This is a genomic window from Caballeronia udeis, from assembly GCF_001544555.2.
GTDB lineage: Bacteria > Pseudomonadota > Gammaproteobacteria > Burkholderiales > Burkholderiaceae > Caballeronia > Caballeronia udeis.
In genome coordinates this window covers 39,150-55,952 of sequence record NZ_FCOK02000065.1, presented here as the reverse complement: position 1 = coordinate 55,952, position 16,803 = coordinate 39,150, and the positions used below count along the sequence as shown (strand labels likewise).

11 protein-coding genes and 1 pseudogene are annotated in these 16,803 nt (G+C 56.4%); 2 read left to right on the top strand and 10 right to left on the bottom strand.

Going from position 1 to position 16,803, the window contains the following annotated elements; genetic code table 11:
• Positions 1-205 precede the first annotated feature (205 nt).
• Positions 206-1,675 (bottom strand): ammonium transporter, encoded by a 1,470-nt coding sequence (locus tag AWB69_RS33430; protein WP_062091093.1) that lies wholly within the window; start codon positions 1,673-1,675, stop codon positions 206-208.
• A gap of 32 nt (positions 1,676-1,707) precedes the next feature.
• Positions 1,708-2,046, bottom strand: coding sequence for a P-II family nitrogen regulator (locus tag AWB69_RS33425; RefSeq protein ID WP_062091092.1), 339 nt, complete (start codon positions 2,044-2,046; stop codon positions 1,708-1,710).
• Between the two features lie 464 nt (positions 2,047-2,510).
• Here AWB69_RS33425 and AWB69_RS33420 point away from each other — a divergent pair, with 464 nt between their 5' ends.
• Positions 2,511-2,777, top strand: a complete 267-nt coding sequence (locus AWB69_RS33420) for an accessory factor UbiK family protein (RefSeq protein ID WP_062091091.1) — start codon at positions 2,511-2,513, stop codon at positions 2,775-2,777.
• A gap of 103 nt (positions 2,778-2,880) precedes the next feature.
• A pseudogene (locus AWB69_RS33415) lies at positions 2,881-3,900 on the top strand (YifB family Mg chelatase-like AAA ATPase); the annotation flags it as partial.
• Between the two features lie 58 nt (positions 3,901-3,958).
• Here AWB69_RS33415 and AWB69_RS33410 read toward each other — a convergent pair.
• The 8 genes from AWB69_RS33410 to AWB69_RS33375 form a co-directional block, all read right to left on the bottom strand.
• Positions 3,959-5,155 (bottom strand): site-specific integrase, encoded by a 1,197-nt coding sequence (locus AWB69_RS33410; RefSeq protein WP_062091090.1) that lies wholly within the window; start codon positions 5,153-5,155, stop codon positions 3,959-3,961.
• Positions 5,156-5,433: 278 nt separating this feature from the next.
• Positions 5,434-6,018 (bottom strand): hypothetical protein, encoded by a 585-nt coding sequence (locus AWB69_RS33405; RefSeq protein WP_156529052.1) that lies wholly within the window; start codon positions 6,016-6,018, stop codon positions 5,434-5,436.
• Positions 6,015-8,141, bottom strand: a complete 2,127-nt coding sequence (locus tag AWB69_RS33400; RefSeq protein ID WP_156529051.1) for a hypothetical protein — start codon at positions 8,139-8,141, stop codon at positions 6,015-6,017. The genes AWB69_RS33405 and AWB69_RS33400 overlap by 4 nt, the downstream gene beginning before the upstream one ends.
• Entirely contained in the window at positions 8,104-10,467 is a 2,364-nt protein-coding gene (locus AWB69_RS33395; protein ID WP_156529050.1) for a hypothetical protein, read from the bottom strand. The genes AWB69_RS33400 and AWB69_RS33395 overlap by 38 nt, the downstream gene beginning before the upstream one ends.
• 649 nt (positions 10,468-11,116) lie before the next feature.
• Entirely contained in the window at positions 11,117-12,547 is a 1,431-nt protein-coding gene (locus AWB69_RS33390) for a UvrD-helicase domain-containing protein (RefSeq protein ID WP_082913695.1), read from the bottom strand.
• Positions 12,522-14,231 (bottom strand): ATP-dependent nuclease, encoded by a 1,710-nt coding sequence (locus AWB69_RS33385; protein ID WP_156529049.1) that lies wholly within the window; start codon positions 14,229-14,231, stop codon positions 12,522-12,524. Before AWB69_RS33385 ends, AWB69_RS33390 begins: the two co-directional genes overlap by 26 nt.
• Before the next feature lie 125 nt (positions 14,232-14,356).
• Positions 14,357-15,160: a hypothetical protein gene (locus tag AWB69_RS33380; protein WP_156529048.1), complete on the bottom strand. Its 804-nt coding sequence runs from the start codon at positions 15,158-15,160 to the stop codon at positions 14,357-14,359.
• A gap of 677 nt (positions 15,161-15,837) precedes the next feature.
• The gene (locus tag AWB69_RS33375; protein ID WP_062091083.1) at positions 15,838-16,716 is read right to left on the bottom strand and encodes a hypothetical protein; all 879 of its coding nucleotides are present in this window, start codon (positions 16,714-16,716) and stop codon (positions 15,838-15,840) included.
• Positions 16,717-16,803 lie beyond the last annotated feature (87 nt).

Below are 16,803 nucleotides of genomic sequence, written 5' to 3'. Positions count from 1 at the left end.
TAGTCCTTCACCACCATCAGGTTGGACAGGGGACTTGCACCCCCAAGCTGTTGCGCATGCTCGGCGCACCAAAAAAATGCCCGCCGGTTATGGGCGGGCAAAACGCTGCGCTTGTCTCGGAGCTGTGCTGAACTAGCCTGCGCTCGATCATGGGGATGACGCCGCGACCTCTCGCGCCGGGCATCGCCCCCAACGAAAAAACTTCTTATTCGACGTGTTCGCCATGCAGCGTCACGTCAAGGCCTTCACGTTCCTCTTCTTCTGTGACACGCAGACCCATGACCATGTCGATAATCTTCAAAAGGACGAAGCTCATCACGCCGCTGTAGACCAGCGTGGTAAGCACGCCCTTGGCTTGCAGGAGGATGCTGCCGTCCGCGCCGCCAATGTCCTTGACCGCAAAGATGCCGGTCAGGAGCGCGCCGAGAATACCGCCCACGCCGTGGACGCCAAACGCGTCGAGCGAATCGTCGTAGCCGAGCTTCGTCTTGAGCCACGTTGCCGACCAGAAGCAGACCACGCCAGCCGCAATACCAATCACGATCGCACCGGTCACGCCGACATAACCCGAAGCCGGCGTAATGGCCACCAGACCTGCCACCGCACCCGAGATGATGCCGAGCACCGAAGGCTTACCCTTGGCCAGCCATTCGGCGAACATCCAGCCGAATGCGGCGAATGCGGTAGCCACTTGCGTCGTCAACATCGCGAAACCGGCACGGCCGTCAGCCGCCACTGCCGAACCCGCGTTGAAGCCGAACCAGCCGACCCACAACATGGACGCACCAATCAGCGAGAGCACGAGGTTGTGCGGCGCCATGACTTCGCGGCCATAACCGACCCGCTTGCCGAGCACCAGACAGCACACCAGGCCCGCGATACCGGCGTTGATGTGAACCACCGTGCCGCCTGCGAAGTCGAGGATGCCAGCCGCTGACAACCAGCCAGTCGGTTCCCAGACCATGTGCGCGATCGGCGAGTAGACGATGATCGACCACAGACCCATGAATACCAGCATGGCGGAGAACTTCATCCGGTCGGCGAACGCGCCGGCGATCAGCGCCGGGGTGATGATCGCAAACGTCATCTGATAGACGAAATAGACGGTTTCCGGAATCGTCGGAGCCAGATGGCTGACGGTCAGGGTGGTCGCCTTGTCGCCGTGGATGTAGTTCATGCCGTGCAGGAACACCCGCGAAAAGCCGCCGATGAACGCGTTACCCGGCGTGAACGCGAGGCTGTAGCCCACCACGGTCCAGAGGATCGTGACCAGGCAGCAGATCGCGAAGCTCTGCATCACGGTCGCGAGCACGTTCTTCTTGCGGACCATGCCCGCGTAGAAAAGCGCAAGGCCCGGGATCGTCATGAACAGCACGAGGGCGGTGGAAGTCAGCATCCAGGCGGTGTCGCCGGAATTGATCTTCGACGAATCAACAGAGAACGGTTCCGTCGGTGCGGCAGGTGCGGCGTCGGACGCGCCGGAAGCGGGAGCGGCCGCCGATGCTGCCGGTGCCGCGCTGGCTGTATCTGGTGCGCTTGCAGGCGCCGCCGCGGTGGTGTCTGAAGCCGCGGCGGATGCAGCCGCTGGCGCGGATGCATCCTGCGCCATCACGGTGCCGACGCTGACTCCTAGCAGCGACCCCGCCATCAACAAGGACATCAATAATTTACGCATTCTTCTGTTTCCTCTTATCGCCGTGTCTTTTCTTAGAGAGCGTCCGCGCCGGTCTCACCGGTGCGAATGCGAATGACTTGTTCAATCTGGGTGACGAAAATCTTGCCGTCACCGATCTTGCCCGTGCGGGCCGCACGCTCGACCGCCTCGATCGCCTGGTCGACGATGTCGTCGGAAACCGCCGCTTCGATCTTCACTTTCGGCAGGAAATCGACCACGTATTCGGCGCCGCGATACAGCTCCGTGTGGCCCTTCTGGCGGCCGAAGCCTTTTACCTCGGTCACGGTAATGCCCGAGACGCCAATAGCCGATAACGCTTCGCGTGCTTCGTCGAGCTTGAACGGCTTGATGATTGCGGTAATGAGCTTCATGTATCCCTCGCTGTGGTGTCGAACAGAGTTGGCGCTTTAGCGCCTTAATCTGGTCCCATGCCTGATCCCTCGCTGCCTGATGCCCGTCGCGAGCGGCGTCCGATGCGCCACGCCGCATTGCCGACCGCCCGGAAAAGCGCGCACGGACAAGGCCCGGGGCACATATGCAACTCGTATGCCATGCGCGTGTCCCCGCCTGTCGAATTGGCTCCGAGGGCCAGCATGTGTGGGCGTAGACCGGATGGCCAGCAACGCTTGCGTTCGCTGGCGCGCACCGTGGATCGTTGCTAGAGTGCTCGCAAGGTTCAGGCAGGCAGGGGTGTTCCACAGCGCAGGGTTGTGCTGCGCCAAGCGTCTCGCGGTGCCGGCGGCACGCAAGAGTACGCACCAAAATGGATCATCCGGTTTGCCGGAGCACTGAGCTAACAATGAATGCACTCTTATGGTGCGCAAGAGGAAAACGTATGAAACAACCGAACGACGTATTCAATGACTTCCAGGCCAAGATGAGCGAGCTGCTCAAGAATTCGCCGGCAAAGGACATTGAACGGAATATGAAAGCCATGTTGTCCCAGGGTTTTTCGAAGCTGGACCTGGTGACGCGCGAAGAATTCGATACCCAGACGCAAGTGCTCGTGCGTACGCGCGCCCGGCTTGAGGAACTGGAGCAACGGGTCGCGCAACTGGAAGCGAAGCTGGGCGGCGGACCGTCGGCTAGCAACCAGGACTGAAGTCCGGATGTTCTAAAGCGTGTCATCGGCTAAGCGAGCCGTGATGTTGGATCATTAAGCCGATGCCTCGAATCAGCGAGGCAACGGCAGCGGGGAAAAAATCATGTCGCTTGCCGTGGTGCGCAGCCGCGCGCCCGCCCCTGGGCGCGCGCCCGAGGTGACCGTCGAGGTTCATCTCGCCAATGGATTACCTTCGTTTTCAATCGTCGGCCTGCCCGATCTCGAAGTTCGTGAAAGCCGCGAGCGGGTGCGCGCCGCACTCCAGAATTGCGGCTTCGATTTCCCCGTTCGCCGCATTACCGTCAATCTCGCTCCCGCCGACCTGCCGAAGGAATCCGGCCGCTTCGACCTGCCGATCGCACTGGGCATTCTTGCCGCGAGCGGACAGATTCCCGCTGAGGCACTGCTGCATCGCGAATTCGCCGGGGAATTGTCGTTGACCGGTGCGCTGCGCCCAATGCGCGGCGCATTCGCCATGGCCTGCGGCGCGGCGCGGCAGTACGCGCGGGCCGGGTCATCGCTGGACGGCGCAGCCATGCGCGATTCCGATCCTCGCATGCCCGAAATCTACCTGCCCTTGGGTAGCGCGGCGGAAGCGGCGCTGGTGCCGGGTATCGATGTATTCGGGGCCGACGATCTGCCCGCTTTGTGTGCACACCTGAGCGGCTCAGTCGACGGCCGCCTGACGCCCATTCGCGGCGCTGCGCCCGACTCCCTGCTGCGCAGGCGTGCACCGTTGCCCGATCTGGTCGATGTAATCGGCCATCCCGGCGCGCGCCGGGCACTGGAAGTCGCGGCGGCGGGCGGACATCACCTGCTGATGGTCGGGCCGCCGGGCGCGGGCAAATCCATGCTCGCCGCCCGGCTGCCCAGTCTTCTTCCGCCCATGACCGATGACGAAGCGTTGTCGTCAGCCGCCATTCTTTCCTCCAGCATGCTGGGATTCTCTCCCGCGCAGTGGCGCCAGCGACCCTTTCGCGCGCCACATCATTCGTCGAGTTCCGTAGCGCTGGTAGGCGGGCGCAATCCACCGCAGCCCGGCGAGATCACGCTGGCCCATCTCGGCGTGCTGTTCCTTGACGAACCTGAAATTTCGCGTTTCAGCACAATGTTGCTCAGGCAATTTTCTTCATATTTTTCAATATCTTGTCGAAATCCTGAGCAAGCAGCTCGTGAGCAACTTACTGAGTCGCGTCGTGAAGCGTCTGATTACCCGCCGTGCGCTTCTTGGGCCCCACGCGGGCTCCGACATCTTGAGCCAACGCTTCGTAACGATGCATCAGCTCCAGCGTGAACTGCTCCGGTGACAGTGACTCCCGCAGCGCCTCAATCTCCGCGAGACTCGACTCCACGCTTGCCGCAACTCGAGCCATATCCACGAATTTCCGTTCGTTGCCTTCAGAGCCGGCCAGCTCAATGAAGGCCCAGTCGATATATCGGTCCAGCGACGCTAAACTTTTGTGCCCGGTGGACTCAGCCACCTCCTTCTTGAATCCTTCCATCTGAAACAGTATTTCAAACTCGGTGCGATTCGAAAGCTTATGGGCTTCAATTAAATCCTTGAGGCGAATTGTTATGAATCGATGTCTAAACAAATGAGGATGCGCCTTCCCCGTAATCTTCGCTTCAATACGAAGCCGCCTGAGTTCGCCGGTGATTGTCGTCTCTACCATTCGCTCAGCATGGTCCACACCAACCAGCAAAAATCCGTGGTCACTTTCCGACCCAAGCAATCTATCAATTAACGGAGCGCGAAATTTGTCTATATATCGCTGGATGTAATCAAGGTCGTTATAGGTGACCTTCACGAACCTATGGGGCTCATTCGACTTATTATTTCCCGTGCGCTTCGCGGAATACAACTTGAGAAACGGCCCAACGCTGGCAAGCGCCTCTTGAATATCCTCAACCGTAATGAGAGCAATTTCGCATCTCCGGCCACCTGTAGCCTCTAGAAGGCGCAGCAATACAAGGCGCCGCTGTTTGATAAACGGGTCGGACCTACCCATTTTTGCAGACTTATAGGTAATGGCCGCTCGCCGTAATCGCGTCACATAATCGATACCAATCAGATGCCTTTTATTGTCTTCGACCCGCTCCGGAAAAGAATGATGATACCAATAATGGACAATCCTCTTTCTGGCGGCATGAGATGAACCCACGGCCATTGCGCGCCTTTCCGCCTTAATATGCCCCTCTTCGCCACTTAGTAATCCAGTTATTCCGTGTAGATTACCAACGAACTCGAGAAACTCTAAACACCGTCGCCCGATTGAAATTACTGTGTTTGAATTCCGCGAGTCCTTTGGCTCATCGTTTTTGAATAGAAGTTCATCCTTCATCCCGCCCATGAATTTTGTAAACTCGTCATCATCCATTGCGTCAAACGGACAATTTTTGCGCCAGCAGTATCGTACGAGGTGGCTGATTTGCGACGTATATGTGGCCACTGTTCCGCCCCGGCTGAACAGAGAAAGGTTGCGACGCACGGCCTTACCAAGGTAAAGAGCGACCTCCGCACACCAACGTCCATCGGGCCAGATAGGTAAGGGAAGTCCATCCGCCGGGCTCGTCCGAGCGGTTCCGTCTCGTTGCATCGAAACGAAAAGTTGCGTCCCGGCTGGGGCTCGCAGAAACAATTGGCGGAAGCGCATGTCTACAAAATCCGAACTGTTTCTGCCCAACCCTCAGCATCGCTTCCCTTTGTAGCGACAAGCTGCTTTGACAGCCGCAGCCTGCTGCGAATCGTGGCTTCCTTTTTACGCCAGACCTCTTGCAGGGCGGAGTCCCCGGTATCGCCGGCAATCTTGCGGCCGGCCTCAATCGCCTCGAACAGAGCATGGGTCAGATGCCAACAATCGACAAGCCCAAGAACGACCTTCGCATTGCTATCTTCCGATTGCTGCTTATAGTAGTCGCGCGTTCGCTTAGGCGCTGACGGCACCTCCGCTAGCGTTCGCGCAACGGTCTTCAATTCTGCAAGCGCATCTTTCCGGAGCTTGTCGAATTCGAGCGCACCGCCGGGAAGCAGACGTTCACAAACACGTTCGATTGAGCTTCTAGATGTCGGGATTACGCCGTGAGCCTTGTTCTGATATGCCCCGAGACGCGACTGTCGCCGCAACGCTTGCAGCAGCTCTTTGTCCTTCACGAAATGCCGAGGCGCTTTGCTCACGAGCATCAAGAACTCATGTAGCGCTGAAACAGCTCGCTCCGTTGGAGTCTTAGCGTTCTTAATCATATGTTTGCACTCCTACTGAGCGTAACGGCTATTCTGGCAATCTTATGTCCCCCAACTTCAAAGAAGTGTGGAAGTGCAGACAGACCTTTCTTGACTGCCATGTCGAGAAAACTTTGGAGAAGTTCCGAATCAACAACATCAAATCTTCGAGTTCCGAACCGCCGTTCCATACCGTCTTCGAGCGCCGCAACAACATCTTCATGCATTTCGATTTGCTGCGGTTCGAACGGATGGTTCCGCAACGCGTCCAGCATGAAATAGGCTTGCACCTCTTTTAACATTTCCCCCGGTATCGACGTCATCAGATAGTGCCAGAGGTGTTCCACGTCACCGTGTCCAAGCATCCAACGAATAGCGTGGACGTTGCCCTCCGCGATACCGTAATAGAACGCGAGCACAAGAAATTTCCGATTTTGATGTTGGCGCACGTACCAGCGACGCCCTTGGCTATCGCACGCAACTTCAAAATAATCAGCGAAGGCGTCGAGGCAAATGTCGAATGTCGTTTTTGATGCACGCCTCATTCCGCAGACACCTGGCATATCCAGAAGCATGCCAGTATCAAATGAGCCCAAGCTGGCATGTAACTCCTCGCAAATCTGCACGACATGGGAGACTAGCTTTGGTACGGGGCGGACCTCCTCTTGCTTTTTGTCATCCAAGCCTGTCTTAGCGTTACCGAAGATAATATTCTCCCTAGACTCATCCAACACGCGCGAGACCGGTAGACGCACTAGTTCGGAACGTCGACGGGCAGTGACAGGACCTATGCACTGAATCACCGAGCCGATAAAGACCCGACCAAGTTCCACAAGCCCCTCGTTGTTCCTGAGCGAAGCGAAATAACGTTTAACTAGCTCTTCTTGAGGGATACGTCGCCTCGAGTCGGCCCTGGCCTGCAATCCCACTGATAGCCTACGCACCCCAAGTGCCAAAGTCTTAGCATCGAGAAACCCCTCCAATCCGTGCCGCTCGACAAGCTGAAACAAGGTTAACTCCTCGCTTTTAGCGGCGGCTACTAAAGCCGCGAAGCTTTTGACAATATGCTCACCATGTCGGAGACAGAATTCGGTCCCGTACTTAATGTTTCGCATGACCACCGGGAATGGTGCGATGGCAAAGCCTCTCGTATCGCGAAGCGATTCGACATCTATTGGACCAGCCCCCAACGCGGCCAGCAATGGACCTGCAGGTACACCATCGCAGACGTCCTGAAGCGCCGCTAGCGTCTTCAGCGTACTCCTTTGATAACCTACGTCCTGTTTGGTCGGGCGCTCGCCAGAGGCCCTCACCGGGACCGGTGTTTTCTCCCGAAGGCATCGCTCCACTGGAATCAGCCCGAGTTCGTCGAATAGCGGCTTCGAACTCACACCTCTCAGAGTATCCTCATATAAGATGGTGGATACGAGTTCCGTGTCGACAGTATGCACAAAGTCATGGTTTCCTATCGACCGGTAGTAGCCGCCAACCCACAAAGCGACCCGCCAGCGAATCAGCGTTCGCTTGTCCTTAGCAAGTCGCCAATCAATCTGAAGCGTATGCATCTCGCGCAAAAATCGATTTTCCCGCAAGGTCTTGGCGAGAGCAGGTCGATACCTCTCGACAAGTGTGTCGAGCCACTTCGCCAAACGAGTGGGCCACTCATAAGTGGCGTTCGCGAATCCGACGCCAGACTCAATCGCGCGTAACATCTCAACGAAATCGTTCTCGGTAGCGGCGCGGAGGCCATATTTCTCTAATCCGAACAGTTCCCGATTGAGCAACATATAGTCGATATGCGCAATCACTCGCGTCACGCGACGATAGAGGTATGCACTTCCATGAATGCGACCGCCCGTAACTCTCGGATGCGATTGCGAAAGAATCCAGCACTTGAAGATTGTCAGGACTTGTTGATGCCGTTTGTCAGTTAAACGGTCCTTTCCGAGAGAGACGTTCCAATTGAGCTTGATGTGATAGTGGCCAATCACAAGCGACCAATCGGCGCTGCCAAACGCAGACCGCAAAAATGGTGCCGTCCTAAAGCTATCAATAGTTGGTGACGCGATGGCATGAAGATGTGCCATGACTGCATTGGGTACAGAGTTACGCATAAATTGCTCTATCAAAGTTGTGTTCTTCAACGTGGCATTCAGCTTCCTCTAACATGACGATGAGCTCCTCTCGAGGAGGCTGCGCATGTTTGATATATCGAAACAGGCGGTCCGCATAGTCAGCCCACTCAACCGCGAGAGCAGTCGGGGGCACCGTTGCCCGTCTCACTGCCCGGCGGATGCCTTCCAAAACTGTAAGTGTCTCCACGCTTGCCGCAAAATAGACCTGCGAATCACCATCATCCACTTTGGCCTGGCGTCGCGCCTCCGCCGGCACGCCCCTCAATCTCAAAGCGTGGTTATTCAAAAATTGGTTCAGTTCGTCGGATGATTCAAAGTCCGTAGCGCGCAGTCGGTATTCGCTGTCTTTCAAAGCTTCCGCAATGACGGCATTTTGAAAAATTCTTACCCACCTCTCCTGGAAGAATGCAATCAAAGGTGGGGGGACATATCTCTCAATTTGATGGAAAGAAAGACGTTCGTGGCCTAAGTTTTTGGCTGCCTCGGCGAGGTCGGGTTTCTTGAGATATCTGGCAACGACCTCGCTAGCGCGCAACGTGACAAGACTGAATCGTTTTGCTAGCCGCCGCGCGTCCTCCTCGCGCATGTCCGCAAACGACACCAACTCATTGGTCAGTCTGTTGACGTTATCCACGCCTGACGTTCGCTTCGATGCAACAACGGGCCCTGGGTCATCAAATCCCTTCCCAGTCTCAATGAATATTCGTCTCCAGCTAGGGTCGCCTTTACCTTTGAGATAGTTGCGTAAAGGTTGAGTCAGTTTGATAACTTGCCCAAGTATCTCTGCTGCGCGGTCGGAAAGCGGCACCTTCTGTTGAGCAGTGTCCGGCCCCTTGCGCGCCTTCTTTCCATCAAGAACCCATCGACTATCTATCTCACTCACTCCGGCTACGCGGTCGTCCTTGTCATACAAAGTCAATTCGGTGAAGAAGCTGGGAGTCAACAGAGGATGCTCAATAACCAACGCGGCCATATGTGCCAACAGGGACCCAGCAGTGGGAAGCGCAATTATCGAATAGACGTCCGACCGCGGGGCTCCATACAGCAGGTCGAGCCGTGGCTCGTCATTGGGCGTTTCGAAACCACGAGCTGCATACGTTGCGGCTACGTTCTCCTGCCAACTTTCGTGCGTCCGTCGCGTTGCACCTTTTCTTAGCGTATGTCCTGCCTTAGAAAACTCTCGAACAGTGCCACTAGCGGACAGCTTCAAAAACACCTTATATCGATTCCATATCTCGGAAATCCGAGCATCAGCCCAAGCCTGTATGCGAGCCAAATCCGCGCGTATGGTACGGAAAAGGAGCTCTGCTGCCTCCTTATCTGTCAGCTTTAGCGGCACGTTTGTCAGGAGCTTCGTGCTATACCTCCCCCCAGCGCCATCGCTACGTTCATGTGTACGGTTCGGACTTCCCGCAGAAGGGAATTCTGGGAGCCCCCACAAGGGGCTGGCAAAAAGGCCACAGGAAAAGAACGCTTTGCGGAGAAAATTGCAACCCTTCGCCCAGTGGTTCTTGATGTAATCGTAATCGTGCGTACGACCTCGAACCTTTGCAAAATGCAGCGCGTAGGCGGCGAATAAACGTTGCGACTTGTCCGATTGGCCAAAATGTTCCCTTCTCCAGTTCGGGGGCAAATTCGCCAGGTAATCAAGGAGGAAGCTAATCTGATGTATCGATTCCTGGTCGCGTCCGTCGTAGAACCTTTGAGTCGCAGCCTGAACCTCACAAGCAAACTGAGAGCCGTATCGGAGATGCAGCGCACGCAGGTCCAGCCACCTTAGACCATCTTTGTTAGCAACCGGCCATCCGCGCGCGAGCACGACAGCCTCGGTGTCGAGTGTTGCCACTTCGAACTTAGCCCGCTGCGCCGCCCAGAACAGAGTCGGCCCTTTCGTCGAGATTTGAGGAAACATGGAATCGGAGATTGTCCTCGTCGCGGCCGCCAAATCTCTGACGGTGCACACCAAAGAATGCCGCCGAGAACGTCGTGCGAACCAAAAGCTCTCGGAATAGAGAGCACCGGCGAATTTCAAGAGAACGGACTTCGGCGATAGCCGGCCGTCACGAAGCGAAATGCGCTGGTCGGTAATTTGCAGATATATGTCGAGTAGGCGAATCGCTACATTTGCGTAACTGTTGTACGGCTTCGAATCCTCTGATGCGTCGAACAGGCATTTGAGCGCGTCTCGCGATATACGTTCGTGGGGTTGGCCGGCATACCACTTCACATCTCGAACAATTGCTGAAGATTCAAATCGCTGGTCACGAACAGAAACGAAGTGGCTCTCTTCAACTACCTCATCACTTTCCAGTGGTACAAGACGTAGGCGACTCATAACCCGACCGTCATCATCGATTTAGCGCTCGCTTTCGCATGACCTCCTGCTACCAAGGCCCGCTTAGTCGTGCTGTGTCGCTCCGCATTAATAGGTCGTCGCGCAGCCTCCTCGTCGATGAATAAATGTGAGAAAGACGGGCCGGCGTAATTTGTGCAGGTAACCAAAGTGATTTGTGTGAGAGCGCGTTGGGGCGGAAGATGCTGGTGTCTGCCTGATGTGCACATAAGGTCCCTGATGAGCGCAATGCAACCGTTGAAAGCAGCGCCATTTTGTGTCGGCTGCGTTGACGCCTCCAGCTAGGAGATGCTCCAGGTTTCGACCTAGATTTGGTACGATTTCCATCTGCACTTCGTCCAACACGTCATCTCGACAGCAGGTGTATCGCCCAGTAAACACCTGCTGCATCCGCAGCAGGTGGCGACCCTTGATAGGTAACGTGTGGCATGGAAATTTCCCCAGCTCCTCCAAAGTCGATGTTTTCAATGCAGGGTATTTACGTTGCGCATCAGCCACATCGCTGACGGAAAGTACAAATGTTTTGCGGCTGTTCTTGGAGGACATTTTCGACGTTGTGTGGAGTTGCTGGCATCCAGCGCGTTCCGGCTCGACGTCGCTCATTGACGGGAGCAGGGCCGGGCCCAAGCCTTCACACGCTGAACATTGATTTGGCCGACAAAATTTTGACTGACTTTGCGGCTCGCGTGAGCGCGACGTACCAGTGATGTCGAGTGGTGCACGCTTCTGGGGTTATTACCACGTGGTCAAACTCAAGTCCTTTGACCAGCAGCGTGCTGCCTACTGACCGGTTGCGAATAATTCGACCTTTCTCGCGCCGAGTATTGGCAACGTGCCATGACGCGTCCTCAAGTTGAACGTCAGGATTCTCGACGCAATGACGGAGCGTTGCTCTAACGCCATTTATGAGTTCCGGTCTGACGAGAGTCACGCCGGGTTCCAGCGCGATGCAGTTAAGAGCGTCAAGCACCGCATTTAACGAGGGGTCCCGGGCGATATTGCTTAGGGCGAACTCTGCTGGCGTCGGGGGCACTCTCATCCTGCTTGGATTGTTGAGAATGCTCTCGACTCGCTTTCGTTTTTCCGCGGCGTTCGCACCTGCAAAACCTGAACCTGCCAACTCGAGAACCGCGCCCACCAGGTGTGTTCCGGTGAGACTGCGCAGCGCGTCATAGAAGTTGCGCTCAGCACGCCCTCCGATAGGCTCAACCGTCGTTGCACCGATGAACTTCGCAAGTTCTGCCCGACCCGCGTCGTTCACGCTTGAGTGCAAAACAGAAAGGGTATGGCCATCCCTCATCCCTTTTGCGAAGCAGTCGCCTTTGAGGTCACGCGGCTCGCGCTCCTCGGCGGATTGCACCCAAGTCACACAGTTAGGCGCGTTCGCAAAATCGAAGTTTCCTGCCCGGAAGTTTGGCCTCTGAGCTATCAGCCACATCCCTAGGTCAGGGTCACCAGCCTGATTCCATCGATGTCCTGTGGAAAAACTGCCAGCCAAAGGAAACGCTTTTATCGTTTCAGACTCCCAATCGACCAACGGGTCGTTACCAAAGCCGAAGATTGCCTGCAACGGGTCGCCGAAAACATAGCAGCGCATGATTTGGCTGAGTGCCTTGACCAGCCGATGATGCGAAACGGTGCAGTCCTGATACTCGTCAACCAGGACGCCGTCGAATGAAGCTTTTAAGATGCTCCCGACAGCGCCGCTCTCTACGAGTGAGGCTGCGGCGTTCATAACAGCGGTCCAGTCGCGGCTTTGGGCTGTCCAAGAACTAGCCAAGCCGGAGTTCACCGGGAAAGCTCGGGCCCAACGGTATGACCACGCTGCGATGGTATCTACTTGAGTTTTCTCGCCATGTACTTGACGTTTGCGAAGTCGTCGGCGGATAGCCTCGACACCGGCCACGGTGTGCGTAAGTATCAGCCACCTTCCTGGCAGTTCCCCGGCTAACAGCGTAATCTGTTCGGTCTTTCCGGTTCCGGCAGGTGCCTCGACCGAGCCTTTGTCGGTTAGCAGCATTCGCTGAACAATGGGTTCAAGCATCGGCAGAGAACCAGACATCAAGTTTTTCGAAGTGCGAGGTGAGGCTACCGTCACCAAGGAGGCGTGCGAACGCCAGGTCGTGGTAGCCGATTTCGAAGCAGAGGTCGAAATTAGTCTTTATCCACCTGGCCTCATGGGCGAGCTTTCCGACGAGCCTCGCGTTCTCATCGTCGCCGATGTACTCCGCGACTTCTCCGATTGACTCGAACTTCACACGAGTCGAACTGAACAATTCGCCGAGCATTCGAGTCGCGCCGACGGACTCCGCGATACGGGAAAGGAGTTGCCTACGTTGGGCGTGATGGATGCCGCAGAACAGTTCCTGCTCTGTGCACCGATTGTCGCCCCACTGGAAGTGGGGGACGTTTGCTTTTGAGAGCGCGGTCGAGTCGGCAGTCTTCATAGGTACGTCGCTGTCGGTCAGAATCGCCGTGCGGTACCCAAGCGACGCAAGATGTAACGCAACCTTTGGCGCTTCCGAGCCACCGCCATCGACAAGCGCTACATTGTTAGCTTGGAACGGATGCGCCGTGCCCTCGGCGTACCCCTTCAGAAGACCTATCTCCGTTTGGCCCTCGCAGACAAGAACAGACCGAGCCAGCAACGCCTCCCCCTTATCTCGAACGTAGCGCTTTGCCTCAAGAAGCGGGGCCGTTGTCGCGGCCACCGGCTTCACAAGTGTGCTTCCGTCATGAGCGTCACGTCGACAGATAAACACCTCGCTGAATCGAACTTCTCGAAGTACGGTCGTCGAGTGCGTGGTCAAGAACACTTGCCCGCTAGCCTCGACTCGTTTTCGCAAATGACTCACGAGTAGCGATATTCGATGCGGTTCCAAGCCATATTCGAGTTCATCGACGAGCAGAAATTGCCGTCCTGCCGACTCGGCGCTCTGCAACGCAGCGACCGCCAGACGTGAAGAGCCGGTTCCCATGCAGCGAATTGGCACGTTGCCATCATGCAACGCCACGCCGCTCGCGTTGGCAGAAAAACTAGTGTGGTCAAGGTTCGCCACCAAGGTGTTCCGGATTTCAACGCCAAGGCCAGCAATGTCGGGGGATACCGAACGGATGATATCGGCGAACGTCTGCGAGCTCTTCTCTGAGAATGTGTCGCGGGCCGACCGCATCAGGTCATTTAGCTCAGCAGGAAGTCTTTCCGGGTGGGCTCCGACACGCTGAAGCGCGGAGCCTCGCCCCCATGACAGGTGACGGTCCGAATAGACACCGAGCCGTGAGGGAGCCATTTCTTTGCGGTCAGCGAACCGGATGCGCTTTGACTTGTCGCTAGGGTCACGACCAATAAAGATAGACCACACAGGTTCAAGCGTCTCGTCAACTTCGAGGAGAAGATATAGCGCGGGAATGAACCCATTGCCCTCTGCTGGTTCGCCACGCCATTGACCTGTGGCAACATTCCAGCCTCCTACGAGAAGGCCGTACCGGTCGTCGCGCAGGAATTCCTTTGGAAGGCCGGATATAACGGCACCTATGCGAATGGTGTTCGACGGGCGGGCTTCGTAAAAGTCCAAGTCATCGAATGTGACGTTTTGGCGCTCAGCCAGCAGCAGCTCTATTGCGTCCAGTACCGTGGTCTTGCCGCTGTCGCCCGGCCCAATCAAGCAATTGACTCCCCGAATCGGGCGCCAGTCTAGCTCGCGGATTCCACGAAAATTCCGGAGGTGGAGGATTTCGATATGCACACGTTTCCCAGATGGCCCTTGATTTTGAAAATCGGCTCTACGCTGTTCAAATGCCTCGCCATGCACATGAGCAAATCGCCATATTCATATCTTATTCCTGCGATGGCCGTGCGGTGAAGGGTCCCTCAAGGTTGGAGTCCATCCGACCGCGGCGCACTCTCCGCGCGTTGCTCATCTCCGGTATCGAGCAACAACTTCTGCGAGGCAGCCTTTTCCATAGCGGCCAACCGCTTCTTGACGCCAATCTTTGAATCGCGGCCGAGTGCGGCACGGTAGGCCTCAATTGCTTCGGCTGGCCTGTTTATCTTTTCCAGCAACTCGCCCTTGAGGCGATAGCCGCCCGCCAGCCACCTGTCGTCCTGCCCCGGTTGGAAAGCGGCAATCGTTGCTTCGACAACACCGAACGCGCGCTGAAGTGCCTTGTCGGACTCGTCAGTCTGGACGAGTTCCCCTGCGGCACGAATGCGTGTCCATGGGTCGCCTTTGGTAAGGCGCGTGGTCATGAATTTCTTCGCGTCGAGAAACTCTCCGGTCGGAGAGTATGCAAACTTCCCGAGATGGTTGATTTTCGCAAAAACTCGTTTGAGCTCACCGTCTTCGGTTTCAAACGTGTATTCAGAACTCCAGCCCGCGACAGGTGTGCACGACGCAATGACCCGTTGCCGCGCGACGTCGTGTATCTCGAGGATGAAGCTGTCCTCATTGCCTGAATTGCAGGTCTGGCTTGCGACGTACCGGCCACACGGCGAGATACTGAAGCCAGCCAGATTCGCCTTGTACGCGCGCCCGTACACCTGCATGCCTGTCGAATCGAAAATCACCAGGTTGGCGGAAAGCTCCGAAGTCTGCCCGGCGTCATTCACCCCGAAAACCCCAGTGTCCGAGACGTCAACGGAGAACGGGCGCTCCAGGCTGTTGACGGTGGCCACAATCCGGCCCGTCGTGTTGTCGCGAAGCCGGACGCTTCGTTGTCGCTTCTGCGAAGCGTCAGGGCCCGGGTCCCAGTAACCGACAGACCAATGCTTATTGGGCGAGTGCTCCGCTAGGCCAAAATCCACCAAGTCGTCAAATTTTGATGGAAGTCGGATAGGCTCGCGAGCGGACACAACATGCGGCTTGCCTGTCGCATTGGAAGTCGACGCGCTAGCCTCTGGTCGAGACGTCGGCTCAGATGCCGTCCGGGATTTCAGTCCCAATATCCCGAGGAGACTTTTTATAAGTGCCATGTCGCGCTTTCTCGTTTGTGTTGGTCCCGAAGGGCACGCGTATTATGCGCGTGGTCCACGCCAAACGTCGTCACGTGCTTTAACCTATTATCGACCGCCGCGCCCGCAGGCGATTGCGCCGACGCAGTCAGTCCGTTCGACACCTTGCAACGAAATCCCGTCGCGAGCTTCTCTGTAGGCTGCGCCGAAGCATCTTCCTCGGTGGCAATTGGGACACACGGTGTTGACGCCTGTTAGTTGATATTCAATCCTCAATCAGCCGACTTCGTGATTTCACAATCCCCTTCCAAAGAAAGTTCAGCCGCTATCGCGTCCAAAGATTTACGGCACCGCTTAGATGAGACAAACTCGAGATTTTGCGGAGCCGCGTCAGATTCACGCTACTCCTCTGCGACAGGCTGCGTCGATTCCTCCAGCTCGGCCACCATGCCGACCAGCGAAGCCGCCGTGGTCAAGACCATTACGGCATCCCGGCGACTAAACACCTCAGGCTGGCCCTCACCACCTACGTGATGACTCAGGTGGGTGTAGTTCCGAACCGCGTTATAAAGCACAGCCGCACGGTGTGATTTTGAGAAATCCCTGCGCCTCCCTTCCAAGACAGATTTGCTCAATTCCAGAAGAATCGGCGATGCCTCTTTTAGGCTATCCAGCGCGAGCCGACAGGATGAGACCGTCTGGTGATACTCTCCCGCGACCAGCGCACCACGCGCGTTTCTCAGGCATTCCACTGCGTGAACCATCTGTGTTGGCGCACTCAGGGGAATGTCTACCCCAACGACAATCGAATCGGCTGCCCCCAAGGACTCCAAGACCTTCACCCAGTTGCTGAGATTCAATTCGACGCGGACACTGTGGTCTGTCGGGTAGGTGTCGTTAGGAGCATGTGCCAGACCTATGATTTCGAGCTCGAAATTCACACCGCCACCACCCCGTAGTTCCTCCAGAGCCAGCAATTGTGCATCTCCGAAAGTCACGCGAAGCAGCGAAGACTGCGTTGTGGAATTAATCAGCCTGCGGACAACCAGTGGTCTCTCGAACTCTCCGTTTCCTAGCAGGAGGCGCCCTCTATTGGGCGCATGAACCCACACATTTGCGCGCAGGCAATCGATGAACATACCCGGTGGGTCGTCGGGATACTGGTTGGTAATAGAGAAATTAACACTGAATTTCAATGCAAGTATGCCGAGGCCACGCTCCCCGGCAACGTGTTGAATCTGGACATCGGCCATGTGGTATTGATAGACCGTCAGGCTCATGACTTTCCTTTAAAAACATACACGCAGTCAGCGCCGACGCCATACCGCGCACACAAAAGTACGATGCGAAAATCACTTTCGCTTCGG

Bases quoted from the DNA above. Each gene is read 5' to 3' on its own strand.
- AWB69_RS33430 (WP_062091093.1), bottom strand. From the start codon at position 1,675: ATGCGTAAATTATTGATGTCCTTGTTGATGGCGGGGTCGCTGCTAGGA.
- AWB69_RS33425 (WP_062091092.1), bottom strand. From the start codon at position 2,046: ATGAAGCTCATTACCGCAATCATCAAGCCGTTCAAGCTCGACGAAGCA.
- AWB69_RS33420 (WP_062091091.1), top strand. From the start codon at position 2,511: ATGAAACAACCGAACGACGTATTCAATGACTTCCAGGCCAAGATGAGC.
- AWB69_RS33410 (WP_062091090.1), bottom strand. From the start codon at position 5,155: ATGGATGATGACGAGTTTACAAAATTCATGGGCGGGATGAAGGATGAA.
- AWB69_RS33405 (WP_156529052.1), bottom strand. From the start codon at position 6,018: ATGATTAAGAACGCTAAGACTCCAACGGAGCGAGCTGTTTCAGCGCTA.
- AWB69_RS33395 (WP_156529050.1), bottom strand. From the start codon at position 10,467: ATGAGTCGCCTACGTCTTGTACCACTGGAAAGTGATGAGGTAGTTGAA.
- AWB69_RS33390 (WP_082913695.1), bottom strand. From the start codon at position 12,547: ATGTCTGGTTCTCTGCCGATGCTTGAACCCATTGTTCAGCGAATGCTG.
- AWB69_RS33375 (WP_062091083.1), bottom strand. From the start codon at position 16,716: ATGAGCCTGACGGTCTATCAATACCACATGGCCGATGTCCAGATTCAA.